This is a genomic window from Novosphingobium sp. 550D (assembly GCF_057401885.1).
In genome coordinates, this window is the sequence record NZ_CM171613.1 from 1,971,046 (window position 1) to 1,991,808 (window position 20,763).

General features: G+C 59.2%; 19 protein-coding genes. 5 read left to right on the forward strand and 14 right to left on the reverse strand.

The features are described from left to right. Positions 1–24 precede the first annotated feature (24 nt). From AC2S2E_RS09265 to AC2S2E_RS09285, 5 genes are all read left to right on the forward strand, one after another. On the forward strand, positions 25–1,755 hold the full coding sequence (locus tag AC2S2E_RS09265) for an MFS transporter (RefSeq protein WP_486522084.1): 1,731 nt from the start codon (positions 25–27) through the stop codon (positions 1,753–1,755). Between the two features lie 136 nt (positions 1,756–1,891). Continuing rightward, on the forward strand, positions 1,892–2,413 hold the full coding sequence (locus AC2S2E_RS09270) for a GNAT family N-acetyltransferase (RefSeq protein WP_486522085.1): 522 nt from the start codon (positions 1,892–1,894) through the stop codon (positions 2,411–2,413). A gap of 41 nt (positions 2,414–2,454) precedes the next feature. Next, positions 2,455–4,344 (forward strand): AMP-binding protein, encoded by a 1,890-nt coding sequence (locus tag AC2S2E_RS09275; RefSeq protein WP_486522086.1) that lies wholly within the window; start codon positions 2,455–2,457, stop codon positions 4,342–4,344. Positions 4,345–4,732: 388 nt separating this feature from the next. Then, positions 4,733–7,042 (forward strand): TonB-dependent receptor, encoded by a 2,310-nt coding sequence (locus AC2S2E_RS09280; RefSeq protein WP_486522087.1) that lies wholly within the window; start codon positions 4,733–4,735, stop codon positions 7,040–7,042. Beyond that, positions 7,023–7,223, forward strand: a complete 201-nt coding sequence (locus AC2S2E_RS09285) for a hypothetical protein (RefSeq protein ID WP_486522088.1) — start codon at positions 7,023–7,025, stop codon at positions 7,221–7,223. Before AC2S2E_RS09280 ends, AC2S2E_RS09285 begins: the two co-directional genes overlap by 20 nt. A 245-nt stretch (positions 7,224–7,468) precedes the next feature. Here the strand turns inward: AC2S2E_RS09285 and AC2S2E_RS09290 are convergent, their stop codons facing one another. The 14 genes from AC2S2E_RS09290 to AC2S2E_RS09355 form a co-directional block, all read right to left on the reverse strand. Further along, a complete protein-coding gene (locus AC2S2E_RS09290; protein WP_486524578.1) occupies positions 7,469–7,705 on the reverse strand; it encodes an HGGxSTG domain-containing protein in 237 nt (78 codons plus the stop codon). Beyond that, positions 7,596–8,312 carry a hypothetical protein gene (locus AC2S2E_RS09295; RefSeq protein WP_486522089.1) on the reverse strand — a complete coding sequence of 239 codons (717 nt, stop codon included), beginning with the start codon at positions 8,310–8,312 and terminating at the stop codon, positions 7,596–7,598. The genes AC2S2E_RS09290 and AC2S2E_RS09295 overlap by 110 nt, the downstream gene beginning before the upstream one ends. 237 nt (positions 8,313–8,549) lie before the next feature. Then, a complete protein-coding gene (locus tag AC2S2E_RS09300; protein ID WP_486522090.1) occupies positions 8,550–10,091 on the reverse strand; it encodes a YfjI family protein in 1,542 nt (513 codons plus the stop codon). Then, positions 10,081–10,677 carry a hypothetical protein gene (locus AC2S2E_RS09305; RefSeq protein ID WP_486522091.1) on the reverse strand — a complete coding sequence of 199 codons (597 nt, stop codon included), beginning with the start codon at positions 10,675–10,677 and terminating at the stop codon, positions 10,081–10,083. Before AC2S2E_RS09305 ends, AC2S2E_RS09300 begins: the two co-directional genes overlap by 11 nt. Further along, a complete protein-coding gene (locus AC2S2E_RS09310; protein ID WP_486522092.1) occupies positions 10,670–10,864 on the reverse strand; it encodes a hypothetical protein in 195 nt (64 codons plus the stop codon). The genes AC2S2E_RS09305 and AC2S2E_RS09310 overlap by 8 nt, the downstream gene beginning before the upstream one ends. A 5-nt stretch (positions 10,865–10,869) precedes the next feature. Then, complete coding sequence (locus AC2S2E_RS09315) at positions 10,870–11,052, reverse strand: helix-turn-helix domain-containing protein (RefSeq protein WP_486522093.1); 183 nt, start codon at positions 11,050–11,052, stop codon at positions 10,870–10,872. A gap of 88 nt (positions 11,053–11,140) precedes the next feature. Then, positions 11,141–11,881 carry a hypothetical protein gene (locus tag AC2S2E_RS09320; protein ID WP_486522094.1) on the reverse strand — a complete coding sequence of 247 codons (741 nt, stop codon included), beginning with the start codon at positions 11,879–11,881 and terminating at the stop codon, positions 11,141–11,143. A 293-nt stretch (positions 11,882–12,174) separates the two neighbouring features. Beyond that, positions 12,175–13,050 (reverse strand): DUF5655 domain-containing protein, encoded by an 876-nt coding sequence (locus AC2S2E_RS09325; RefSeq protein WP_486522096.1) that lies wholly within the window; start codon positions 13,048–13,050, stop codon positions 12,175–12,177. Between the two features lies 1 nt (position 13,051). Next, entirely contained in the window at positions 13,052–16,312 is a 3,261-nt protein-coding gene (locus AC2S2E_RS09330; protein ID WP_486522098.1) for a type ISP restriction/modification enzyme, read from the reverse strand. A 120-nt stretch (positions 16,313–16,432) separates the two neighbouring features. Further along, on the reverse strand, positions 16,433–16,822 hold the full coding sequence (locus AC2S2E_RS09335) for a DoxX family protein (RefSeq protein ID WP_486524580.1): 390 nt from the start codon (positions 16,820–16,822) through the stop codon (positions 16,433–16,435). Between the two features lie 314 nt (positions 16,823–17,136). After that, positions 17,137–18,360: a tyrosine-type recombinase/integrase gene (locus AC2S2E_RS09340; protein WP_486522099.1), complete on the reverse strand. Its 1,224-nt coding sequence runs from the start codon at positions 18,358–18,360 to the stop codon at positions 17,137–17,139. A gap of 304 nt (positions 18,361–18,664) precedes the next feature. Continuing rightward, positions 18,665–19,750 (reverse strand): tyrosine-type recombinase/integrase, encoded by a 1,086-nt coding sequence (locus AC2S2E_RS09345; protein ID WP_486522100.1) that lies wholly within the window; start codon positions 19,748–19,750, stop codon positions 18,665–18,667. Between the two features lie 329 nt (positions 19,751–20,079). Continuing rightward, positions 20,080–20,400, reverse strand: coding sequence for a hypothetical protein (locus AC2S2E_RS09350; protein ID WP_486522101.1), 321 nt, complete (start codon positions 20,398–20,400; stop codon positions 20,080–20,082). Further along, positions 20,393–20,671 carry a hypothetical protein gene (locus AC2S2E_RS09355; RefSeq protein ID WP_486522102.1) on the reverse strand — a complete coding sequence of 93 codons (279 nt, stop codon included), beginning with the start codon at positions 20,669–20,671 and terminating at the stop codon, positions 20,393–20,395. The genes AC2S2E_RS09350 and AC2S2E_RS09355 overlap by 8 nt, the downstream gene beginning before the upstream one ends. Positions 20,672–20,763 lie beyond the last annotated feature (92 nt).

The window sequence follows — 20,763 nt, forward strand, 5'->3', positions numbered from 1 at the left end:
AAAGCCCTTATGGGAGCGCCTGCCATGTCAATTTTACATGAGACGGCACAGGATCTGGGCAAATTGCCCAAACATCATGTGGCAACCCACGATGAAAAACTGGTCATCACGGCCAGCTCGCTGGGTACGGTGTTTGAATGGTATGATTTCTATCTTTACGGCCTGCTGACCGCGATCATTGCGGCGCAATTCCTGACGGGCCTGAACCAGACCACGTCGTTTATCATGGCGCTGCTGGTTTTTGCAGCCGGGTTCATCGTGCGGCCTTTTGGCGCGCTGGTGTTTGGCCATATCGGCGATCTGTTCGGGCGTCGGTACACGTTTATCATCACACTGACGGTGATGGGGCTTTCGACCTTCCTTGTCGGCTGTTTGCCCACGTATAAGCAGGTGGGCGTGGCCGCGCCGATCATGCTGGTGGTGCTGCGCATGTTTCAGGGGCTGGCGCTGGGCGGCGAATATGGCGGGGCGGCGACCTATGTGGCCGAACATGCCCCGGCCGGAAAGCGCGGCCTTTACACCAGCTGGATCCAGATCACCGCGACGGCGGGGCTGGCCATGGCGCTGTTGATCGTCATCACCGTGCGTTCGCCCGTCACCGGTGTGGGCGAAGAAGCGTTCAAGGAATGGGGCTGGCGCGTGCCCTATCTGATTTCGGGGCTGTTTCTCGTGCTGGGCCTTTGGCTGCGTTTGAAGCTGCATGAAAGCCCGGTGTTCCAAAAGATCAAGTCGGAAGGAACAGGGTCGAAGGCCCCGCTGAAAGATGCGTTTGGCAAGTGGTCGAACCTGAAAATCGTGCTGATCGCTTTCTTCGGCGCCATCGCGGGGCAGGCGGTCGTTTGGTACACGGGCCAGCTTTATGCGATGTATTTCCTTGAAAAGATGCTCAAGGTTGACGGTCTGACCGCCAATACGCTGATCATCATCGCATTGGCTCTGGCCACGCCTTTCTTTCTTTTCTTCGGATCGTTGTCGGACAAGATCGGGCGCAAGCCGATCATCCTGACGGGCTGCGCTCTGGCGGCGCTGACCATGTTCCCGGTGTTCCACGCCTTGACCGAAGCGGCCAATCCCGCGCTGGCCCATGCGCAGGCCAATGCGCCGGTCAAGGTAACCGCCAATCCGGGCGAATGTTCATCGCAATTTGACCCTGTTGGCGCCAACAAGTTTGACACCACCAGTTGCGACATCGTGAAAAACGCCCTGGCCAAGGCGGCGATCAATTACGAGAATGTCGAAGCGCCCGCCGGCACCATCGCCAGCGTGTCCATCGGCAACACCACGATCTCCGCCCCCGATCCGGCCAAACTGTCCGGAGAGGACAAGAAGGCGGCCATCGCTGCGTTCACCACCGCCCTTGTCGGCAAACCGGCCAAGGATGATGCCCCCGCCGTCGTGGGTGAACTGACCAAGGTGGGCTATCCCACCAAGGCCGACCCGGACCAGATCAACAAGCCGTTGGTGGTGGTGATCCTGTTCTATCTCGTTCTGTTGGTGACGATGGTTTACGGGCCGATCGCGGCCATGCTGGTCGAACTCTTCCCCAGCCGGATCCGCTATTCGTCCATGTCCTTGCCCTATCATATCGGCAATGGCTGGCTGGGTGGTCTGTTGCCCGCCATCGGTTTTGCCATGGTGGCGGCCAATGGCGATATCTATCACGGTTTCTGGTATCCCGTGGTGGTGGCGGCGGCTACCTTCTTCTTTGGCCTGTTCTTTTTGCCCGAGACTTTCCGCCGCAATATCGATGAATAATACTTAAGTCCTACTCCCTTGAAAGTCGCGTCATGATCAGGCCTATTTGGTCCAGATCAAGGCGCGACTGTTCTTTTGCGCCCAATGGCGCGTTCATCCTGCCTCCCGTCAATCCCTGCTTTTGAGGAGACTTTCGATGACCACCGATTCCGCGATCAGCCACCAGCTTACCACCCGCGACGGCGTGGTTCTGGACGTGCGCCCCGTGACCGAAGGGGATGAGGCGGCGCTGACGACTTTCTTTGATTCGGTGTCCGAACAGGACCGCCGCTTCCGCTTTTTTGCCGCGGGCGAACATGTCAGCCATGATCAGCTCGATCCGCTGCTCCACGCCGACCATTTCCGCAGCGAAAGCTACATCGCCTTTGATCATGCGACGGGCGAACTGGTCGCCTCGGGCCTGCTGGCCTGTGACGGCAAGATGGATACGGGCGAAGTCGCCGTATCGGTGCGCGCCGATTATCGCGGGCGCGGCGTGGGCTGGGCGATGCTGGGCCTGTTGGGCAATGAGGCCGAGCGCCGGGGCGTTCGCCGCGTGATCTCGATCGAAAGCCGCGACAACCATGCCGCCATCGAGGTCGAGCGCGAAAAGGGCTTTATCCCCGAAGCTTTCGAAGGCGATCCGACTTTGGTCGTTCTTTCGAAAACATTCCGATAAGGGGATAGTCATGGCCAGAAATCATAAAATTGAGGATGGTCATGAGCGAGCTCTATACTTCTGCCTGGCAAGAAAGCATCGGTAATCGCGAGTTCTTTTGGGGCCGCGCAGCGGATGCTGTTGAATGGATGGAACAACCGTCGCGCGCATGGGACGATGCGCGCGGCTGGTTTCCCGATGGATCGCTGAACACCGCCGTCAATGCGATTGACCGCCATGTCGCGGCCGGGCGGGGCGATACGGCCGCGATCATCTATGACAGCCCGGTCACCGATATTGTCGAAACCTACACCTATGCCGATCTGGCGCAGGAGGTTGGCCGCGTCGCCGCGATGCTGGCGCGGCTGGGCGTGGTAAAGGGTGACCGGGTCATCCTCTATATGCCGATGATCCCCCAGACGCTGTTTGCCATGCTGGCCTGTGCGCGGTTGGGGGCGGTGCATTCGGTGGTGTTTGGCGGGTTTGCCGCCCACGAACTGGCCAAACGCATCGATGACGCCACCCCGCGCCTGATCCTGACCGCCAGCGCCGGGATCGAGGGCGCGCGCAAGATCGCCTATAAGCCAATGGTGGACGAGGCGCTGCGCACATCGTCCCATCAGCCCGACCATGTGGTGCTGTTCCAGAGGGAAGCCTTGCAGGCCGACCTTGTCGCCCCGCGCGATCTGGATTGGGCCGCGATGATCGAGGAAACAAGCGCCGATCCCGTTCCGCCGCCCGCGGTCATGGCGGCGGATGATCCGCTCTATATCCTTTACACCAGCGGCACCACCGGCACCCCCAAGGGCGTCGTGCGCGAAAATGGCGGCCATGCGGTTGCGCTCACATGGAGCATGGCCAATATTTACGGCGTGGGGCCGGGGGACGTGTTCTGGGCTGCCAGCGATGTCGGCTGGGTCGTGGGCCATTCCTATATCGTCTATGCCCCGCTGCTGGTCGGGGCCACGACGGTCCTGTTCGAGGGCAAGCCGGTGGGCACGCCGGACGCGGGCACATTCTGGCGCACGATCCAGCGCCACGGGGTCAAGATCTTCTTCACCGCCCCCACCGCCATCCGCGCCATCCGCAAGGAAGACCCCTCGGCGTCTTTCCTTCGCGACATTGGCACGGGGCCGTTGGAGGCGGTCTTCCTTGCCGGGGAACGGGCCGATCCTGACACGATCCACTGGCTGGAGGAGCATAGCGCCTTGCCGGTGATCGACCATTGGTGGCAGACGGAACTGGGCTGGCCCGGCGTGGCGACCTGTCATGCGCTGGGCGACACACGGCGGCGGGCGGGCAGCGCGGGCTTTCCGGTGCCGGGCTATGAATTTGCGATTCTGGGCGATGATGGAAAACCGGTGGAGGCCGGGCATTCAGGCTTTGTCGCCGTGCGCGAACCCTTGCCGCCCGGAGCATTTCGCACGCTGTGGAACAACAAGGCGGGTTGGGAAAAGAACTTTGCCGCTTTCCCCGGTTGGTATGAAACAGGCGATGCGGGTTTTATCGATGCCGACGGCTTTGTCCATATTATGGGCCGCACCGATGATATCATCAATGTCGCGGGCCATCGCCTTTCCACCGGCCAGATGGAGCAGATTGTCGCAGCGCAAGATGGCGTGGCCGAATGCGCGGTGATCGGCGCGGATGATGCGATCAAGGGGATGGTGCCCATTGCCTTTGTCGTGCCGCGCGCCGGGTTTGATGCCGATACATCCTTGTCCATGCGGGTGATTGCCGCAGTCAGGGAAGAATTGGGTGCGGTGGCCGCGCTCAAGACCGCCTATGTTGTCGGTGCCTTGCCCAAAACGCGGTCGGGCAAGATTTTACGCAATCTTTTGCGCAAGATCGTCAATGGAGAGGCATGGACCTGTCCGCCCACGATTGATGATCCAGCGATTCCCGAGGCCATTGAGGCCGCGATCCGGCACGATTCGGCGCAGGTGGCGTGATAGGTTGAGGCAGGGAGGAATCTCTGCCTCGCCCGTCCAATTTGGTGGGCGAGTGTCACAATAGCGAGCCAAAATATCGGATGAAACGCCGGTGGAATGATGAGTCCGCCGTCATTTTCGCTGTCACAATGGCGGAAAGGCCGGGTTTTGGTGTTTTAAGTCTGCTTGTGAAATGCTGAATAAATCACTGTATTGTATGTGATTTTCGATCTTATGACATGGCCATGTGTGTCATTTGTGCACCACATTGCGATGTCATGGTTCTGTCATATTCCCGTCAAAAAAGTGCAACCCCCTCCACCTATTGGCGGCCTCAACACAGCACCGAATACCTAGGCCGGATGGGGAATTCTCCCATTCTCCCACTGGCCAACCTGATGGGGGTTTTATGTTTTCTGCTTCTCGTTTCCTCGCCGCGGCAAGTCTGCTGGCCGTCGCCGCTCCTGCTTATGCCGCCGATGCTGCTGCTGACGCTGCCGCCGATGCGCCCACCAGCGGTCTGACCGACATCGTGGTGACCGCAACCAAGCGCGAAACCAACCTGCAAAAGACGCCCATCGCCATCGCCGTGATGAGCGCCGACGAAATCAAGAAGCGTCACGTTCAGAGCCTGATGGATCTGGCCGACGGTTCGGTGCCCTCGCTGCGCATCTCGACCTTTGAAGCGCGCCAGTCGGCTCTGACCGTGGGTATCCGCGGTATCGTTCCCGACGACGCCAACCAGCCCGCCCGCGAACAGGGCGTCGGCATTTATCTCGACGGCGTCTATCTGGGCCGTCAGCATGGCCTGAACGCCAGCCTGTACGATCTGGAGCGCGTCGAAGTGCTCAAGGGCCCGCAGGGCACGCTGTTCGGCCGTAACACCGAAGGCGGCGCCGTTTCGATGGTCATCAAGGCCCCCACCGGCCGCGCCGAAGGCACGATCAACGGTGGCGTGGGCAACTATGGCGCCTATAACGCGCAGGCCCACATCAACCTGCCCGAATTCAACAACATCTCGATCAAGCTGGATGGCGTGCTTCAGCACCAGGATCCGACCGTGAAGAACCCGCTGGCGGGTCAGGCCGGTTTCAACCAGTATCACCGCGCCGGCGGCCGCATCACTGCCCGTTGGAAGCCGATCGAAGGTCTGACCGTTGACCTGTCGTATGACAAGTCGCGCGACGAAAACACCCCGTTCTACAGCCAGCTCGTGACCATCGCCCCCAGCGCTCTGGCCACTCTGCCCAAGGACAGCAGCGGCAAGTCGCTGATCACCTATGGCCGCGGCCGCATGGACACCGCCGACATCGGCGTGCCCCAGAAGCCCAGCATCGACATCTCGCAGGGTTTCACCTCGCGCATCGCCTACAAGGTTGCTCCTTCGCTTGAACTGCGTTCGATCACCGCATGGCGCACCGTGAGCGATGAACAGTGGGACAACTCGGGCGGCGCGCACCGTACCCCGGTTTGGGGTGCCAACACCAACTTCAGCCGCTACTCGCTCTCGTGGCTCGACCAGCGCCAGTTCAGCCAGGAGCTGCAGCTGGTGGGTAGCGCGGGCAAGTTCGACTATGTCGGCGGCCTGTACTATTTCAGCGAACGCGCCAATGACTCGGCCCGCACGCCCAACACCAACCGTTGGAACGCGACGATGACGGGTTACACGATCAACGATCCGTCGACCTATCTGCAGGCGACCGTTGCCCGCGCATCGATCGCCTGGGCCAAGAGCTATGCCGCGTTCGGTCAGACGACCTTCCACGCCACCGACGCGCTGAACCTGACGGTTGGCGGTCGTTACACCAAGGACAAGAAGAACGGTAACCTGTTCACCGTCAATGGTGCGGCCACCAGCTTCACCTTTGCCCAGGAAAACAACCGCTTCGACCCGCTGGTCGTGCTGGCCTATCAGGCAAACCGCGACATTAACGTCTATGCCAAGTTCTCGACCGGCTATCGCGCTGGCGGCGCCAGCTCGCGTTCGCTGAACTATCGCTCGTTCGGTCCGGAAGAAGTCAAGGCGTATGAAGTCGGCTTCAAGTCGGAATTCTTCGACCGCAAGGTGCGCTTCAACGTTGCCGCCTACATGATGGATCGCACCAACACGCAGGTCGACTTCAACTACTTCATCCTGCAGTCGAACGGCACCGTGCGTAACACGCTGGAAACCGTGAACGCCCAGGGCACCACCCGCATCCGCGGCGTGGAAGCCGACCTGACCGTGCGTCCGATGGAAGGCCTGACCGCCAACGTTTCGTATGCCTATACCTACACCCACGTTCCGCTGGCGCGTAACACGGTGCAGGAAGCGCTGAACGTTCAGCAGTATGGCACGACCGCTGCTGTGTATGAGCCGGTGTACATCCTCTATACGCCCAAGAACGCCTTCTCGGTGTCGGCCGATTATACCCGTCCGGTTGGTCACAATGGCGCGGAAATCCGTCTGCACCTCGATGGCAACTACAGCGATCCGGTTCACTCGTTCGTCAGCGAACAGCTGATGACCGACAAGAGCTTCATCGTGAACGGTCGTCTGGCTCTGGCCGATCTGGAACTGGGCGCGGACAAGCGCAAGGTGACGCTCTCGCTCTGGGCTCGCAACATGCTCAACGAACAGCACATCTATCGCCGCAGCGGTGCCAACACCTCGCTGGGTGACTATGCCAACTACAACGCACCGCGCACCTTCGGTATTGATGCTGCTTTCAGCTTCTGATCTGAATTACGCGAAGCAGATTGTTTCAAAGATGGCCGCTCAACCGAAAGGTTGGGCGGCCATTTCTATTGTGGATCTAGGCAGAAGTGACCGTGCCAAGCAGCGCAACGCAAATCTGCGTTTCGCGCTTTGGCCTATGCTGGAAATTGGGGGAAACCTTGGGAAATCATGGTGCGGATGAGGGGATCGAAAAATGGTAAAAAAATGGCCGTTTTGCGCAATCCCGTCATTTCCATTTTGGGATGTACCCCCAATTATACCCCCAAATACCCCGGTTGCAGGCGAACGGCAGCGGGCAGGGCGACAAATCCTATTCTTGGATTAAAGGCTTTCGCCGCCTATTATCCACCTCGCCGCCGGGACGGGGTAGCTTGTCCGCCCGTCCTTAAAGAGGCGATCCGGTCAGTCCTGCGATCCTCCGGCGGTTCAGCCTTTATCCTCCAGCCTGCCCCACGCCCTCATCATCGCCATCAGTTCGCGCGTCTCGGCAGATCGGGCACCATGCTTGAGCGCATTGCTATTGCCAGCCGGGGCGCCGCTGCCCCGGCCTTGCTTATTCCTGCCCCCGCCGTGCATCCGGCACCGCTTCGCCCCGTTCACCGCTGGCGACTGGCAAGCCTTGCCCGCCCGCGTCCGGGCATGGCAGCGCGGCGCCTTGGCCAGACGCGCCTCCAATGGTTCTGACCTGATGATCGGGTGCATGGGGTTGTTCGCTTGGTTGTCCATTCTCTTGCCCCCCGGTCGGCTGGCCTGCATGATGGTGGAATTGATCGGCAATCACCGCCTGCCCACCTTCATTGACGTGAACGTGGCGCACGGTCTGTTCACGCGGGGCGTGCAGCTTGGCCAAAGCCTCCAGCGTTGCCCGGCTGTTGGCCTGCGCCTTCATGGCAATGCGGGCATAAATTTCCGTGGCGGGCAAATGCTCCCCCATATTGCTGGCCATCCGCCGGGTGGTTTCAGCAAAGATGGAATCCAGCGTCAAAGCCTGCGCTGCCAGCAATCGGCTGGCCAAAGCAAGATCACCCTTGGCCGCCTTGTCGCCCAGATCGCGCAAGGCATCGGCATAATCGCCCAGCCCCGGCATGTAATCTGCCTGCCCAAATTGCTTGCCGTGCAAGCCAGCGAGGGCAGAGGCATGGCGAAAGCCCGGCCCCAGCAAGGTCTTGGCGGTAGCAATCCGGTCTTTTTCGTCTTTTTCCTTGGCCACGGTCATCGTATCATTGCGCGGCTCACTCGCTTGTGGTTTGGCCTTCTTGGCTCTGGGCATGGCAATATCCTTTGGCCTGCTTGTAAATGGAAAAACGCCCCCAAGGGTCACTGACAAAACCGACAAAACGGCATCGCTGCGAGCCGCTATCACCTTGCGAGACGGTAGATTTTGGATATTCTCCCCCATGCGCTGGCGGCTTCTCTAAGTCCGGATTTGTAGCCGGGGGCTGGAGAATAACCGTCAGCGCACCAGTTCTGTCCGCCATCGCGGCCCAAAGACAGGCCGCATCGAATCTCATGGCCTCAACGCTCCCAACGCCTTGGGGTTGAGGCGGTATTGGGCCGATGGCCTGCCCCCTTGCGGCCCAACTGGCAGTTCGTCACCGGCCAGCCAATCGGCATCCAGCAAAGCCTCCAGCCCAGCCGTGATGCGCGCTTTGTCGCCTAGCCCGGCCCACCCTTTGCGCTGAATATCGCGGGCAGTGAAGCCATCGGCCAGATCACCCTTGCGGATATGGCGCCAGATCGCGCGCGCCGCATTGGCATGGTCCAGCCCCATGCTGGCATAGGCCCGCCGCGCATGGCTCTCCAGATAGTCGGCCCATTGCAAAGCTTGCAGCGTGGCGGCCAGAGAGACCGGCCCCATGCCATTGCTGGCCAAATGACAGATCAGCCCCAGCCGGGGGATCAGCCCGCGATATTTGGCAAGGTGGGCCGATAAGGCAGGCGCCAGATCACCGCCCCTTACCTTTTGCTCCAGATTGGCCCGCCATGCCCCAAAAGCCTCTTGGGCATCAGGGGCAAAGCGTAAGAACGGCACGGCATCATCCCCGGCAAATTCATCCCGCTGCGCGTCAACTTCGTTCACGTTCAAGCGCGCCAATTCATCATAGCAGGCAAATGCCTCATCCCGCGCCGTGCTGTTGGGATAACGGTCCACTTCGGCAAAATGGGCCGAAATATCCGGCCACGCCAAAAGCTGGAGTCGCTGCACCATGCCATCATCATGGCGGCGCAAACTCTCGCGCATATAGGCCGCCAGCCGATGCGGTTGGGTAGTGCCAAACAGCGAGAAATTGACCGCCGGAATGCGAACCGTGCCGCGCCCAATGCGGTCAAAGGTGTAGCTTTCCTGTCCGCTCCATCCGGTCATGAAAAAGCCGCGCGCGGGCGCCTTGTCCGGTTGATCCAGATCGGCAAACAGGGTCAGCAGTTCATCGCGGTGAACCATCAGCCCAAAGGGGTTGGCGCGGCAAATCTCGCCCAGCTTTTCCACCGTGGCATCATTGGTCAGATAGCGGCGCTCCATGGGCGGTTCGGGCGCTTGCGCCGCCTCCAGCATAGCGAGGGCGCCCTTCGCATCGCCCGCCTTGAGGCTCTTTTTCGCGTCCCCCTCGGCTTCGCGCGCTTGTAGCCTATGCAGCGCCTCTTGAGCCTTATAGCGTTCCTGGGCTTCGGCATTGGCTTGGGCCGCTTTGGCCTCCAGACGTTTAAGGGGCGCAAGGGCTTCCGCCGCCGCCGGGCTTTTCAATTGCCCCGGATTGGCCACCACCGCCCCCCAGATATTGGCCACCTCCAGCCAAGTGGTGCGCTGTTGCGGGCGAATGCCGATGCGCCGCCCCAACAGACTGCCCGCCGACACCATCGCCGGGATGCCCACCAGATCCAGCGGACAATTCATCCTTTCGGCAATGTCCTGCACCCAAGGCCGCAATTGTGTGGGCAGCAGCGCGGGCGCGAAAGGCTGCACCGGCAGCAGTTCATCATTGAGCGGCAGGGGATCGGGCCAAGCGGCCCCGGTTTCATCGCCTCCCATGGCGGCAAGGTTAAGCGGCATGGCGCAGCGCCTCCACCGTAATACGCGGGCGCGGGGTGTTGCGCGCGATGGCCTGCGCCAGTTTGCGCGCCAACAGATCATCGCTGGCCACGATTTCAGGAATGCAGCGCAGCAGCGGCCAAGCTGGGCTGTCATCCTGCCAATCCAGAACGCAAACCGCATCACCTCCGGCGCGCAGCCAATCGAGAGGCGTTGCCACCAACGGCACCGGCTGGCCCTGCCAGTTCTCCAGCGCCTCGGCCCCCAGCGCCCAGCCATGGCCCGTTCGCCAGAGCCAGTTGGCCGGATTGTCGGCCCGAAAGGCGATCAGGTCCAGCATATGCCAAAGGGTGATGGCGGGCGAAACAAGCCCGGCATGATAGGACGGATAACACACCGGCAGGATCAGCGCCGGATGGCCCGCCTCGCAAGGCTCATAAAGCCCGCCAGATCGGCGCTGGACACGCATCGCGCCAAAGGCGGGATAATCCTGCATCACACGGTCCAAGGCGGCATTAGCGCAGTCCAGCGCGCGCAATCGGTCGAGATGCGGCTGGCGGATATTACCCGCCGCCACCTGCATTTCAGCATAGAGCCAATCAGCCATGGCCACCCCCAAACGTAACGGCGGCCAACATCCTGGCAATCTCCAGTCGCACGGCATAGGCCAGCATGAGAAATTGCGCCCTATGGGCATCCGAGCTAAAGGGAAAGTGCGACACGCCCGCAAAGCTATCGCCCGAAGCCCCGGTCTGGCCCGCAATGCCAGCCGGGGTTTTGTTCGTCTGGTGCATGGGGCTTAAACCTCCCCAGCGATCAGGCGGCGCAGGCTTTCCGCCGGGATCAGCGTGCGCTTGCCCAGCTTGGTGGTCTTGAGCTTGCCCTCATTGATAAGCTGATAGAGGCGCGTCTTGCCGATGCTGGAAACGCGGCAGGCGTCGGCAATGGAATAGGCGAGGGGTGCGGGATTCGATTGATTCACGGTCGAAACTCCTGTTGTTCGATACCGCAATCATTCTATCCCGCCCGCTGGCGTTTACGTGGACGCCAATGGTCACTGATGGCACCAATTAGGCGCGGTGCGATCCCTTGGAATTACTGCCACCCCCAGATTTCAGCCATTCTTGACGCTGGATTTCTATAAGAACCTGCTTGGCAAGGTTTCGTCGCCACGTATCGCTTGGCCCCTTGTTCTCTCCATATGTCACCTCGGCCCAAGGTTCTAAAAGACGCGCAATACCACGTTCGGATACATCAGGTTTGCCGGTTTCGCATAAGCCATCAACTGACAGATGGGCTAACGCGACCAGATAGATAAGCGCGCTACTCTGGTCGAATTGGATCGGAGCGCCCGGACCGCGTGTACTGGGTGGGTCTATTGTGATGGGCGTAACCGGGAAATTAACTGCTGGTACTGCTGTCTTTTTCCCAATGATGGCCTCAACGTCGGACTGAGCAAAAATCACTCCGTGTGCAACGCCTTGTTCGTCTGAGGTACGAAACTCAAAATCTCCAATAATCCAGTCTATAACGCTCTGCGAATTGAAGCGATATTTCAGGCAATGCCAAAACCCTTTGGGTATGAAATCGTCGTCACAATCTACGCTTTGCCATTGATAATTGATTTCATCACCGCGCCAATCAACAGCTTCATATGTCAAATATTTGAACGACCCAAGGGCTTTCGCCCTTAGTGCACCTGATGCAAGGCGCCGCAACAACGCTTCCTGCGCTTGCTCGTGTTCCTGCCATTCATACAATGCTGCCACGGCCTGAAATGCGTCACCTGCGCGAATAAACTCATCTGGCACCAAACCCGCCTCCGTTGCGGCTCCGATGGTCGGAGCAGGGAAGCGCGTCGGAGTGTCGCGCTTATCGGCTGGCCTGCCTATCCCCGCGCCATATCATTAGGAACGATACGGGAACATTCAAGTCGGGCCGCGCAGGTTTTGCACTGATTTGATTGGCTGCTACCCGGCCATCAAGGCGTTGATCCATGCCAGCGCCAGATCGCGGCTTCAGTAGTGATGGCGGTGGCATTAAGGGCCAATATTAGGCGAGTGTCTGACGCTTCATAGAAAAAGGCACTCTCACCATTCGCCGCCTAGCCTGCCACCCTGCGATCATGGGCCAATTTGATAAGCTTGCCCAGAGCCTCGCCCTTGGCCTTTACGTCAGCAGAAGTCAGGCGCAACCGATACAAATTCCAACGCGCGTTGTAATCAAGCTTGTCAAGGCCAGCATCGTCAATGATGGCATCCACATCGTCGCTCTGTGGCAACTTGAACTCGATAGTCAGAGTGTTTTTCTTTGGCCGAAAGGTCACAAAGTTATGCGGCTGGCCATCACGGCCAAGGCCAATGTAGTGCTTATTATATTTCAGATCGACCGATGGGTCCAAATCATGGATCATTTGAAGGCATTGATCGACCAAGCTCAAGGTGGCTTTCGATCCTTTCCCTTCCCAATAGCTGCGGTCCGCCGGGACCGCTTCGGCTTCTTCGTCCTCGTCCACCAATCCGCGTGTCATCTCATCCAAGACGCGGGTAAAGACAATGGTCGTTTTTCCGCCTACCTTGAGGGCTTGCATTTGCAGTGCAATCAATGGGATCGCACCATTGAACAGCGAAATCACATTGAGAAACCGACTGGTGACGTCCTCGGCAATCAAAACCGCACAATGATCGTATTGGGGGTAACGCTTTCGCTCAATGTCCCAATATTCAATGGTGCGGATGATGTGCGTTTCATCGGTCGCGCCAAGCTGCAATTCCACCTCAAAGCGCCGTTTGCTGTCTGGGTCTTGCAACAGGAGATCAAGACGCCCGGCTCTGGGCTGGATGCGCTCCTTCTGGCGTAACTCCAAATCGCCAAGGCCAAGAATGCTGGGGTCATTCGCGATGAGGTCTTGCACCCATTTTTCGGTTAGTTCCGGGTGTGCCCGCAGCGAGAGGCGCTCGGCCTTTTCAAACTCGACCATTTCACGCAACTCCTTGGTTCGGCATTTCGATTTCGGCCATGATGCGGCCCGTTTCGGTCAGGATCTTGATGATTTTTTGGTAGTGCCTGATGTCATCCCAGCCAAGGGTGCGGCCCTTGCGGTCTTTCAGCCATTTTTGGGCGGGCTGGTATCCGCCGATATGGAAATCCCACGCCTCGGTTGGCACGCCATCGAAATATTGGCCTTGGGCGCCCTTGCCGTTGATCCAGACGCGGCCCGCTTCAAAACGCGCCTTGTCCACCACGCAATCCTGCCCTTCTGGCGCTTCGCCATCAAAGGGATAGGGGGTCGCGCCGATGGCGGCCTCTTCCATCAGGTGCAACCGGCGCAGCGCCTCGCCCTTTTCGCTGATGGTGCGGAAGCTTTCAGGGCTGGTGGGAAAGGGGATGCGGGGGAAGTCGATTTTCAGGAATTCGCTAAAGGTCAACCGATAGGCGGGGCAATGCAGCACGCCATAGATATAGTCGAACACCTTCACTTCATCGGGGCGGACATCGCCTGTAGCGCGGCGGAAAGCATCGGTGCCATCAGGGGCGGAAAGCGGCCCGGTCAGCCCAGCCGCCTTGCGGATGCTGGCATAGAGTTTGGGATCGAAATTGACGCGGATGGATTGATCCAGCGTGCCTTCCTCTGGGTAGAGGTAGAGGGGAAGGTTCATGGCATTTGAGCCTGTCAGCGATGACAAGAAAATGGCTTCACTTGCAAGCTCAGTAACAAAAATGTGAGCAAACGCGCTGTCTCGGCACGCTTTTGGTAAGAGCATGCCTAAATTTTTATGGTCAACATAATGTTTCATTATTTGCTTTACTGGCCATCCGATAAATCCTCTCGCATTGCCCGTGTAAAGCGTCCAGCGTTGATCGAATGGGCGATAATTTAGCTTCTCAATAAATTTTTGGTCGAGATGATCGACAACATCTTTCTTCGCCCAATCATATTGCCAGTCGCGGACATCAGGCGGAAGATTGTATTTTAAGCGCACCTCTGGTTCGTCTCGATGCGCGAAGTCCTGCATCGTCTCCCAAACTGCTTCGCGCGTTTCCTTTATGGATAAAGCGTCGCGCTTGGTTACAATTCCGTTCCCTAGAATGCCGAATAAGTCGGCCACCGAAAAGCCCTTGGCATAGTCTGCCTCGACATCATAATCGCGGGCAACAAAGGGATAGCCGGGCGCCTTGTGCGGCAAATGGGTGCCCGAAAGGTTGGGCAGGCTCTCCGCCCACAACGCCTCGCCCTTGCCCTCGCGGCTGCCCCACAATTCGCCATGATAGACATCGGCCAGTTTCTTGGGTGCCTTGCTATCATGCCGATGTTTCACCGCCATGATGATCGCCACGCCCTGCATGATGTCGAACACGTTCTTGTCGGGCGAACCGTCCGGGCAAACCTCCTTCTTCTTAGAATTGCCGTGCAGGTCCAGAACGTGGATGCGGTCAAAGCTGTTCATTAACTGCCAGCGCATCCCCCGGAACGTGGGGTTGTCCAGATAGCCATGATTGGTGATGAAGCCCAGCACGCCCTCGCCGGTCTTGTCGATCATGTGTTCAGCCAAGCGGATGAACTTCACATAGTCGTCATTGATCCACTTGGGGTTGCGCTCTTGCAGCTTTTGGAGGCCGCCCGGCTCCTTCTTGTAAGCCTCCATCAGGTCCATGATCCACTTGCCCTTATTGGCGCTCTCACCGGAATAGGGCGGGTTGCCAATTACGCACATGATGGGGGTCTGGCGCTTGATGTTGTTCGCCTGCTTGGCCTCTTCGGCAATGGCGCGTTGCAGGCCCATAAAGGGCAAGGTCTGCTCCACCCTTTCGCCACCCTCCAGCGAATTGGTCAGGTAAACCCCAAGGCGCGGCGGGGTGGCCGATGGCTTATAGCCAAGTTGGGTCAGGATCATGTCCAGCTTCATGTGGCACATGGCATAGGATGCCATCAGCAATTCAAAGCCATGGATGCGCGGGATCAGATCACGCTCAATATAGGATGACAGCTTTGCCGGGGCGATGCCCTTCACATGGCCCGAAACCTGCTTCAACACTTCGGCCAGAAAAGTGCCGGTGCCGGTGGCCGGGTCCAGAATCTGAACGCGGTGAACCTCTTTCTTGATGGTGGCGGGCTTGCCGGTCTTGAGGTCGTTCTGCCCCGTATCCCAATCAATTGTCACCTTGGACGTATCGGCCAAGCCATCGGCCAGACCGAAATCGCTTTTCAACACCTCGTCCACCGCGCGCACGATGAAATTCACCACAGGTTCGGGCGTGTACCACACACCTCGCGCCTTGCGCTTGGCCGGGTTATATTCGGCCAGAAAGTCCTCATAGAAATGCAGGAAAGGGTCATTGCGCTTGGACAGTTTGCCGAAATTGCGCAGCACCTTGTCCATATTGGTGGCGCAAAACACGTTGCACAGTTCATCAATCACTCGGCGCAAACGCTCGTCCAGATTGGGGCCAGCAATATAGATGAACAGTTCCCGCAAAAACGGGTTCGATTTGGGCAGCAGGTCCAATGCCTCGGCCCGGCTGAACGTATCGGGCGTTTCATCATGCAGGCGCGCGGCGAACAGGCCATAGGCGATGGTTTCGGCGTAAATATCGGCAAAGTCCGCCGGGGTGATGTCATGAATAAGGCTGGCCTTAAAAGCCTCATACTGGCCGATAAGGTCAGAAGGCGCGGCGCCTTCATCGCGCGCCTTCATATCCAGCATCAGCGCGCGGCCCATGATGTCCTTGATGATCGCCGCCTTGCCCGCCATGATTTCGGCCAGCCGCTTGGATGACGTGATGGACAGGGGGGTGACACTGGCAAAGTCGCGCAGCCGGTTTTCCAGCCTTGCGAAATTGTCTGCACATGCCGGGATCGTGGGGATGAGGTCTGCAATGGTGATGAAGTCCACCACCTCGCCATCCCGCAGAAACTCGAAATCCAGCCCATTGGTATAGATCAGGTTGGGCAGGCCCTTGCGGTAACGCTCCTTTTGCGCCTTGCTGTAGTCATTGGCAGCGAACTTGCGCACGTCCTTGCCGATGTCCTTGGCCTCGCACCAGCCGATGGCAACATCACCACGGTTGAACACGAAATCAGGGGCGCCCACATCCGTAAGATGTTTAGGTTCATTGATAACCGTCAGCGCTGGATCAATTGACTGAAACAGGGCGAACAGGGCGGGGCGAAAACTGTGCTCTGTGGATTGCCCGCTGGCATATAGCTTGCGGATTTCGTTCAAATAGCCCGTAATGTCCATGGATTGTGCCGCCCCAATTTCTTTCAGGGCAAGGGCTTAACCCGTTCGGATACGTCCGCCAAGATTTACCGTGTTTTGCGGGTGGGAACAAAGAGTCATTCCAGCGCTATGGGAAATCTTTCACCCCCGCCCAATCGCTCCGCTAGACCAAAGCGCCGCCCAGATCAGCACGGGCTGCGCCAGCATCCGGGGGCCGTGATAGGCCCAGCCCAACCCATGGTCGGCGCGGGCGAAATCCATCATCATATGGTGGATGTTCGCGGGCCAGACGCAGAGCGCATAGGCGGCAAGGCCCCACCCCGCCGCGCGGCGCAGCCTTGGCCACCAACCTTGGATCAAACCCGCCGCGCCCGCCATTTCGGCCATGCCTGTCAAGGTTATCATCAGAGCCGGATCAGGCACCCATTCCGGCGTGATCCTGATAAAGGGCGCGGGCAGCACTAAATGCAGCATCCCCGCCGCCAGATAAAGGATGGCCAGCAACGTGCGGACAATCGGCCTAGCGGTCATCATGGGACGCTTCACCTCGATTGGCATTCGGTCAGATTGCCGTCACATTGACACAAGTTGACGCGCGGCAAAGTAAACCAACGTCCGCCATCATCATCTTGACGTTATTCCTGTTTGGCGCGAACGTCATCTTATCGGCGGTGACTTCCACTTCGGGCAACGCATACCCATGCGCCCCTCGGCCATCATCGGCTGGCCGCCGAAGCATCATCCGCTATCATTCCCTGAACTTACCCCCCGAATGATGCCTAAGGCTCCACCCTACGTCCCCCGGTCGGTTTCGTCAGTTTTGTCAGTTACCCCTTGGGGGCTTTTTACCCCGCCGCGCGATCAGGAAAGGCCACCACGTCCGCCCCCTTGCGCAGCGTGTCCAGATAATCACTCCACCATTGCGCCATTTCCACGCGCTCTTTCCAATGGGCGCCGCGATGATAGGCCGCCCGCACACTGTCTGTATCGGCATGGGCGAGGGCGCGTTCAATGGCATCAGGCGACCATTTGCCGCTTTCATTGAGCAAGGTTGAGGCCATGGAGCGGAAGCCGTGGGCGGTCATTTCATCGCTGGAATAGCCCAGCCGCCGCAAACCGGCGTTGATGGTGTTTTCGCTCATCGGGCGGGCGCGGGTGCGAACGGATGGGAAAACATAGCCAGCCGGGCCAGTCACCGCGCGCACCTCTTTGAACAGGTCCACGGCTTGGCGGGACAGGGGGACGTGGTGGGCCTTGCGCATTTTCATCTTTTCCGCCGGGATGATCCAGAGCGCGCCCTCCAGATCAATCTCGCCCCATTCGGCATGGCGCAATTCGCCGGGGCGCACGAAAACATTCGGGGCAATCTGCATCGCTAACCGCGTAATGCCGCCGCCCTCATAGCCGTCTATCGCGCGCAGCAATTTGCCCGCGCCCACGGCATCGGTGATCGCGCCATAATGCGTTACCTTGGGCGTGGTGATCGCCCCGCGCAGATCGCGGGTAGGGTCGGAAGTTAGGCGGGCGGTTGCCACGGCATAGCGAAAGATGCGGCTGGCCAGTTGCAGCAGGCGGTTGGCAGTCTCGTGCTTGCCCTGTTTTTCAAAGGCGCGCAGCACGGCTAGAACGTCCGACGCAGTGATTTCGCCAATCGGCAGGCGGCCAAGGGCAGGGGTAAGGCGCGAGAGGTAATAGTCAGCCTTGCCGCTGGTGCTGTCTGAAAGCCCCTCGCGTTTGCGCTTGTCGAGATATTCGGCGCCGATTTCGGCAAAGGTGTTGGCCGCCGCTACTTTGGCGCGATGCTTGGCCTGTTGCTTGTCGCGCGCAGGATCAATGCCGGTTGCCAACGCTTCCTTGGCCTTGTCCCGCTCCTTTCGCGCGTTGGCCAAGCTGATTTCGGGCCATGCGCCCAGCGATAGCAGTTTCTCTTTGCCGTTTACCCGGAATTTGACGCGCCAAAGCCTGCCGCCTGCCGGGGTCACATAGAGGAAAAGGCCGCCCGCATCGCCCAGCTTATAGGGTTTGTCCTTTGGCTTGGCATTGCGGACTGCGACTTCGGTAAGCGCCATGGCTGATTCCCCATTCTGCTAGATTGGGGGTATCTTGGGTGGGGGTATATCGACATACCCCCGAACATACCCCCAATGCGAGGTGGCTGGCAGCGAACGAAAGCGAACGCCTCTGGCCCCTTGATGGGTAAAATATGGCTGATTTCTGGGGTTTTTGCAACCGTGAATGAACGTCACTGGTCTGGGAAATGGTGCCGGATGAGGGGATCGAACCCCCGACCTTCGGTTTACAAAACCGAAAGGCAGGTGCCGTGTGACACCTGCCTTTTCCAATGATTGCGGGGTTTTTTGAGGGTTTCTCGGGTTACGACCGCTGCACGTGTGACCCTTTTTGTGCCACCCCCGTTTGGGCGGCGCGTGCCTCCTCTGGCGTCAGGTAGTCGAGATAGACCTCGGTGGTCTTGACGCTGGTGTGGCCCAGCACCTTTTGCAGGTCATAGATCCCGCCTTTGCCGTGACGCAGGTATTCGACCGCGTAGAGGTGGCGCAGGTCGTGGAAGCGGAAGCGGCGATAGGGGCGGTTAGCTTTGACAGCCCGCTTTTCCGCCCGCAGCGTGTAGGCGCCGAAGTTGGAGGCGATGTTGTTATAGCGCACCGCCACCGGGTTGCCCTGTGCATCCTGATCCATGCGATAAAAGACCCAATCGCAGCCGATGAAGCGCGGTTGGGTCTCGATGATCTTGAGCGCATTGGCGGTGAGGGGGATGGCGCGCAGTTTGCGGCGTTTCCCGATGAAAGTGATGACCTTGGCTTTCTTATCGACCATCGCGTGTTCGAGGCTGCCGATTTCGTCCTGGCGCATGCCGGTTTCGCGGGCGAAAAGGATCATGTCGACAAACCGGGTGCGTTCCTTGCCCAATGTCCAGGCGATATCATCGTCGGTGGGCAGGATGATCGGATCGCGGCGTTCGGGCACACGCTTGCGGTTATAGCTGCGCGCGGCGTTGTCTTCGACCCATTCCAGTTCGACGGCATGATCGAGGACGCTGGCGATCGCGGTCAGGTCGCGGCGAATGGTGGCGTTGGTGCAGCCCTGTTTCTGGCGCGCCTTGATCATTTCACGGAATAGCGCGGCGTCGATGTCCTGAACATCTTTTTCGTCGAGCCATTGGCGGCATTGGACAAGGCTGGTCTTGTACCGTTGAAGGGTCTTTTCAGAAACAGAATGGGAGGCAGATGCCTCTGCCTCCCATTCCACCACGGCCTGTTTCCATGACACGGGGCCGCTGATCCCAAAGTGGGCCTGATCGGCTACCCGCTCCATTTCCGCCTTGAGCCGCTTTTTTGCGGTTGCTTCAGAGCGTGTTCGTAGGCTGAATCGATAGCTGTGCCCCCGGACCTTGAAACGCGCCCAGTAGACGCCGTTGCGCAGATAGAGGTTCGAGGACATGGCTGAATTATATTCCTTTTGGTCCGGGTGACCCATCGTTTCAGGGTGGAGATCTCGAAAACCCAGCGGCCTTCTGGCTTGCTGGCGCCGGGAATCGCTCCGCTGGATGCTAGATGCTGAAGGGTGCGGTAGGAAAGGCCCGTGATAGCATGGGCCTGTGCCATGCCGCACCGCTGTTGTTCTATCATGCGGCCTCCTTTTGCAAAGGCAAGGTAAGTTCGTTTTCGCGATAAGGGCGGGCCGCAGGTTGGGGCGCTTGGCATTCGCAAAGATCCATGCCGAAACCAGCGTAGTCTTTCAAACCAGTGCCATCGCACATGGGGCAGGGTTCAGAGATGGGCATTGGTGCCCTCCACCGGAATGGTCGTGGGTTGATGCGCGCTAGGAGGGCCTGCTTCATCGATACGCGCGGCGGCCTTGGCCATCCATGCATCGAGCATACCGGCGTGGTTTTTCCAGTTGCTGGTGATTTCGACGCCCGCGCAACGGAGTTTGTCGGTGCAGGTAACGTAGCCGTAAATGGCGTTGTGGTTGGCCTGTAGCGAACGGATGATCGAAAGGGCGTGAAAGCCATCGCGCATGAGGTCGGCGGCGTGGTCATAGGCCGCGATCAGGCGGGCGCGCATCGCAGGGGTGAGAGGTTTAGCCATTGGATTTCCTCCGGCCCGGATATCGGCAGGGCAGGTCATCCATGATGCGGCGACCGTGGGCGGCGAAGGTGAAGAACAGCGGCATCATGTGATGCGGGGTGATTTCGGGGCCTTCTTCGTCGGGCGGCGTGTCGATTGCGTTGGAGATGGCCGCCATCGCGCCAAAGAGCATATCAAGCTCCAGTTTGGCGTCTTCGGACAGGGCATAATGGGTGTTTTGGTTCGGATCGAACAGGCGCGTGACGGTGGCGCCAGAAGCTGCTTTGCTCATGGTCGAGGTTCCTTTGAATGAACCAGACCTCCCATTTCCACATGGGTGGCCGGGCAACACCGGGGTGGAAAACCGGGGAACCTCGCGGGACC

Excerpts from the sequence above, each read along its gene's own strand:
- AC2S2E_RS09335 (WP_486524580.1), bottom strand. The coding sequence starts at position 16,822 with ATGACCGCTAGGCCGATTGTCCGCACGTTGCTGGCCATCCTTTATCTG.
- AC2S2E_RS09310 (WP_486522092.1), bottom strand. The coding sequence starts at position 10,864 with ATGCACCAGACGAACAAAACCCCGGCTGGCATTGCGGGCCAGACCGGG.
- AC2S2E_RS09350 (WP_486522101.1), bottom strand. The coding sequence starts at position 20,400 with ATGGCTAAACCTCTCACCCCTGCGATGCGCGCCCGCCTGATCGCGGCC.
- AC2S2E_RS09355 (WP_486522102.1), bottom strand. The coding sequence starts at position 20,671 with ATGAGCAAAGCAGCTTCTGGCGCCACCGTCACGCGCCTGTTCGATCCG.
- AC2S2E_RS09275 (WP_486522086.1), top strand. The coding sequence starts at position 2,455 with ATGAGCGAGCTCTATACTTCTGCCTGGCAAGAAAGCATCGGTAATCGC.
- AC2S2E_RS09265 (WP_486522084.1), top strand. The coding sequence starts at position 25 with ATGTCAATTTTACATGAGACGGCACAGGATCTGGGCAAATTGCCCAAA.
- AC2S2E_RS09325 (WP_486522096.1), bottom strand. The coding sequence starts at position 13,050 with ATGGTCGAGTTTGAAAAGGCCGAGCGCCTCTCGCTGCGGGCACACCCG.
- AC2S2E_RS09345 (WP_486522100.1), bottom strand. The coding sequence starts at position 19,750 with ATGTCCTCGAACCTCTATCTGCGCAACGGCGTCTACTGGGCGCGTTTC.
- AC2S2E_RS09280 (WP_486522087.1), top strand. The coding sequence starts at position 4,733 with ATGTTTTCTGCTTCTCGTTTCCTCGCCGCGGCAAGTCTGCTGGCCGTC.
- AC2S2E_RS09270 (WP_486522085.1), top strand. The coding sequence starts at position 1,892 with ATGACCACCGATTCCGCGATCAGCCACCAGCTTACCACCCGCGACGGC.
- AC2S2E_RS09330 (WP_486522098.1), bottom strand. The coding sequence starts at position 16,312 with ATGGACATTACGGGCTATTTGAACGAAATCCGCAAGCTATATGCCAGC.
- AC2S2E_RS09305 (WP_486522091.1), bottom strand. The coding sequence starts at position 10,677 with ATGGCTGATTGGCTCTATGCTGAAATGCAGGTGGCGGCGGGTAATATC.
- AC2S2E_RS09295 (WP_486522089.1), bottom strand. The coding sequence starts at position 8,312 with ATGCCCAGAGCCAAGAAGGCCAAACCACAAGCGAGTGAGCCGCGCAAT.
- AC2S2E_RS09340 (WP_486522099.1), bottom strand. The coding sequence starts at position 18,360 with ATGGCGCTTACCGAAGTCGCAGTCCGCAATGCCAAGCCAAAGGACAAA.
- AC2S2E_RS09285 (WP_486522088.1), top strand. The coding sequence starts at position 7,023 with ATGCTGCTTTCAGCTTCTGATCTGAATTACGCGAAGCAGATTGTTTCA.
- AC2S2E_RS09300 (WP_486522090.1), bottom strand. The coding sequence starts at position 10,091 with ATGCCGCTTAACCTTGCCGCCATGGGAGGCGATGAAACCGGGGCCGCT.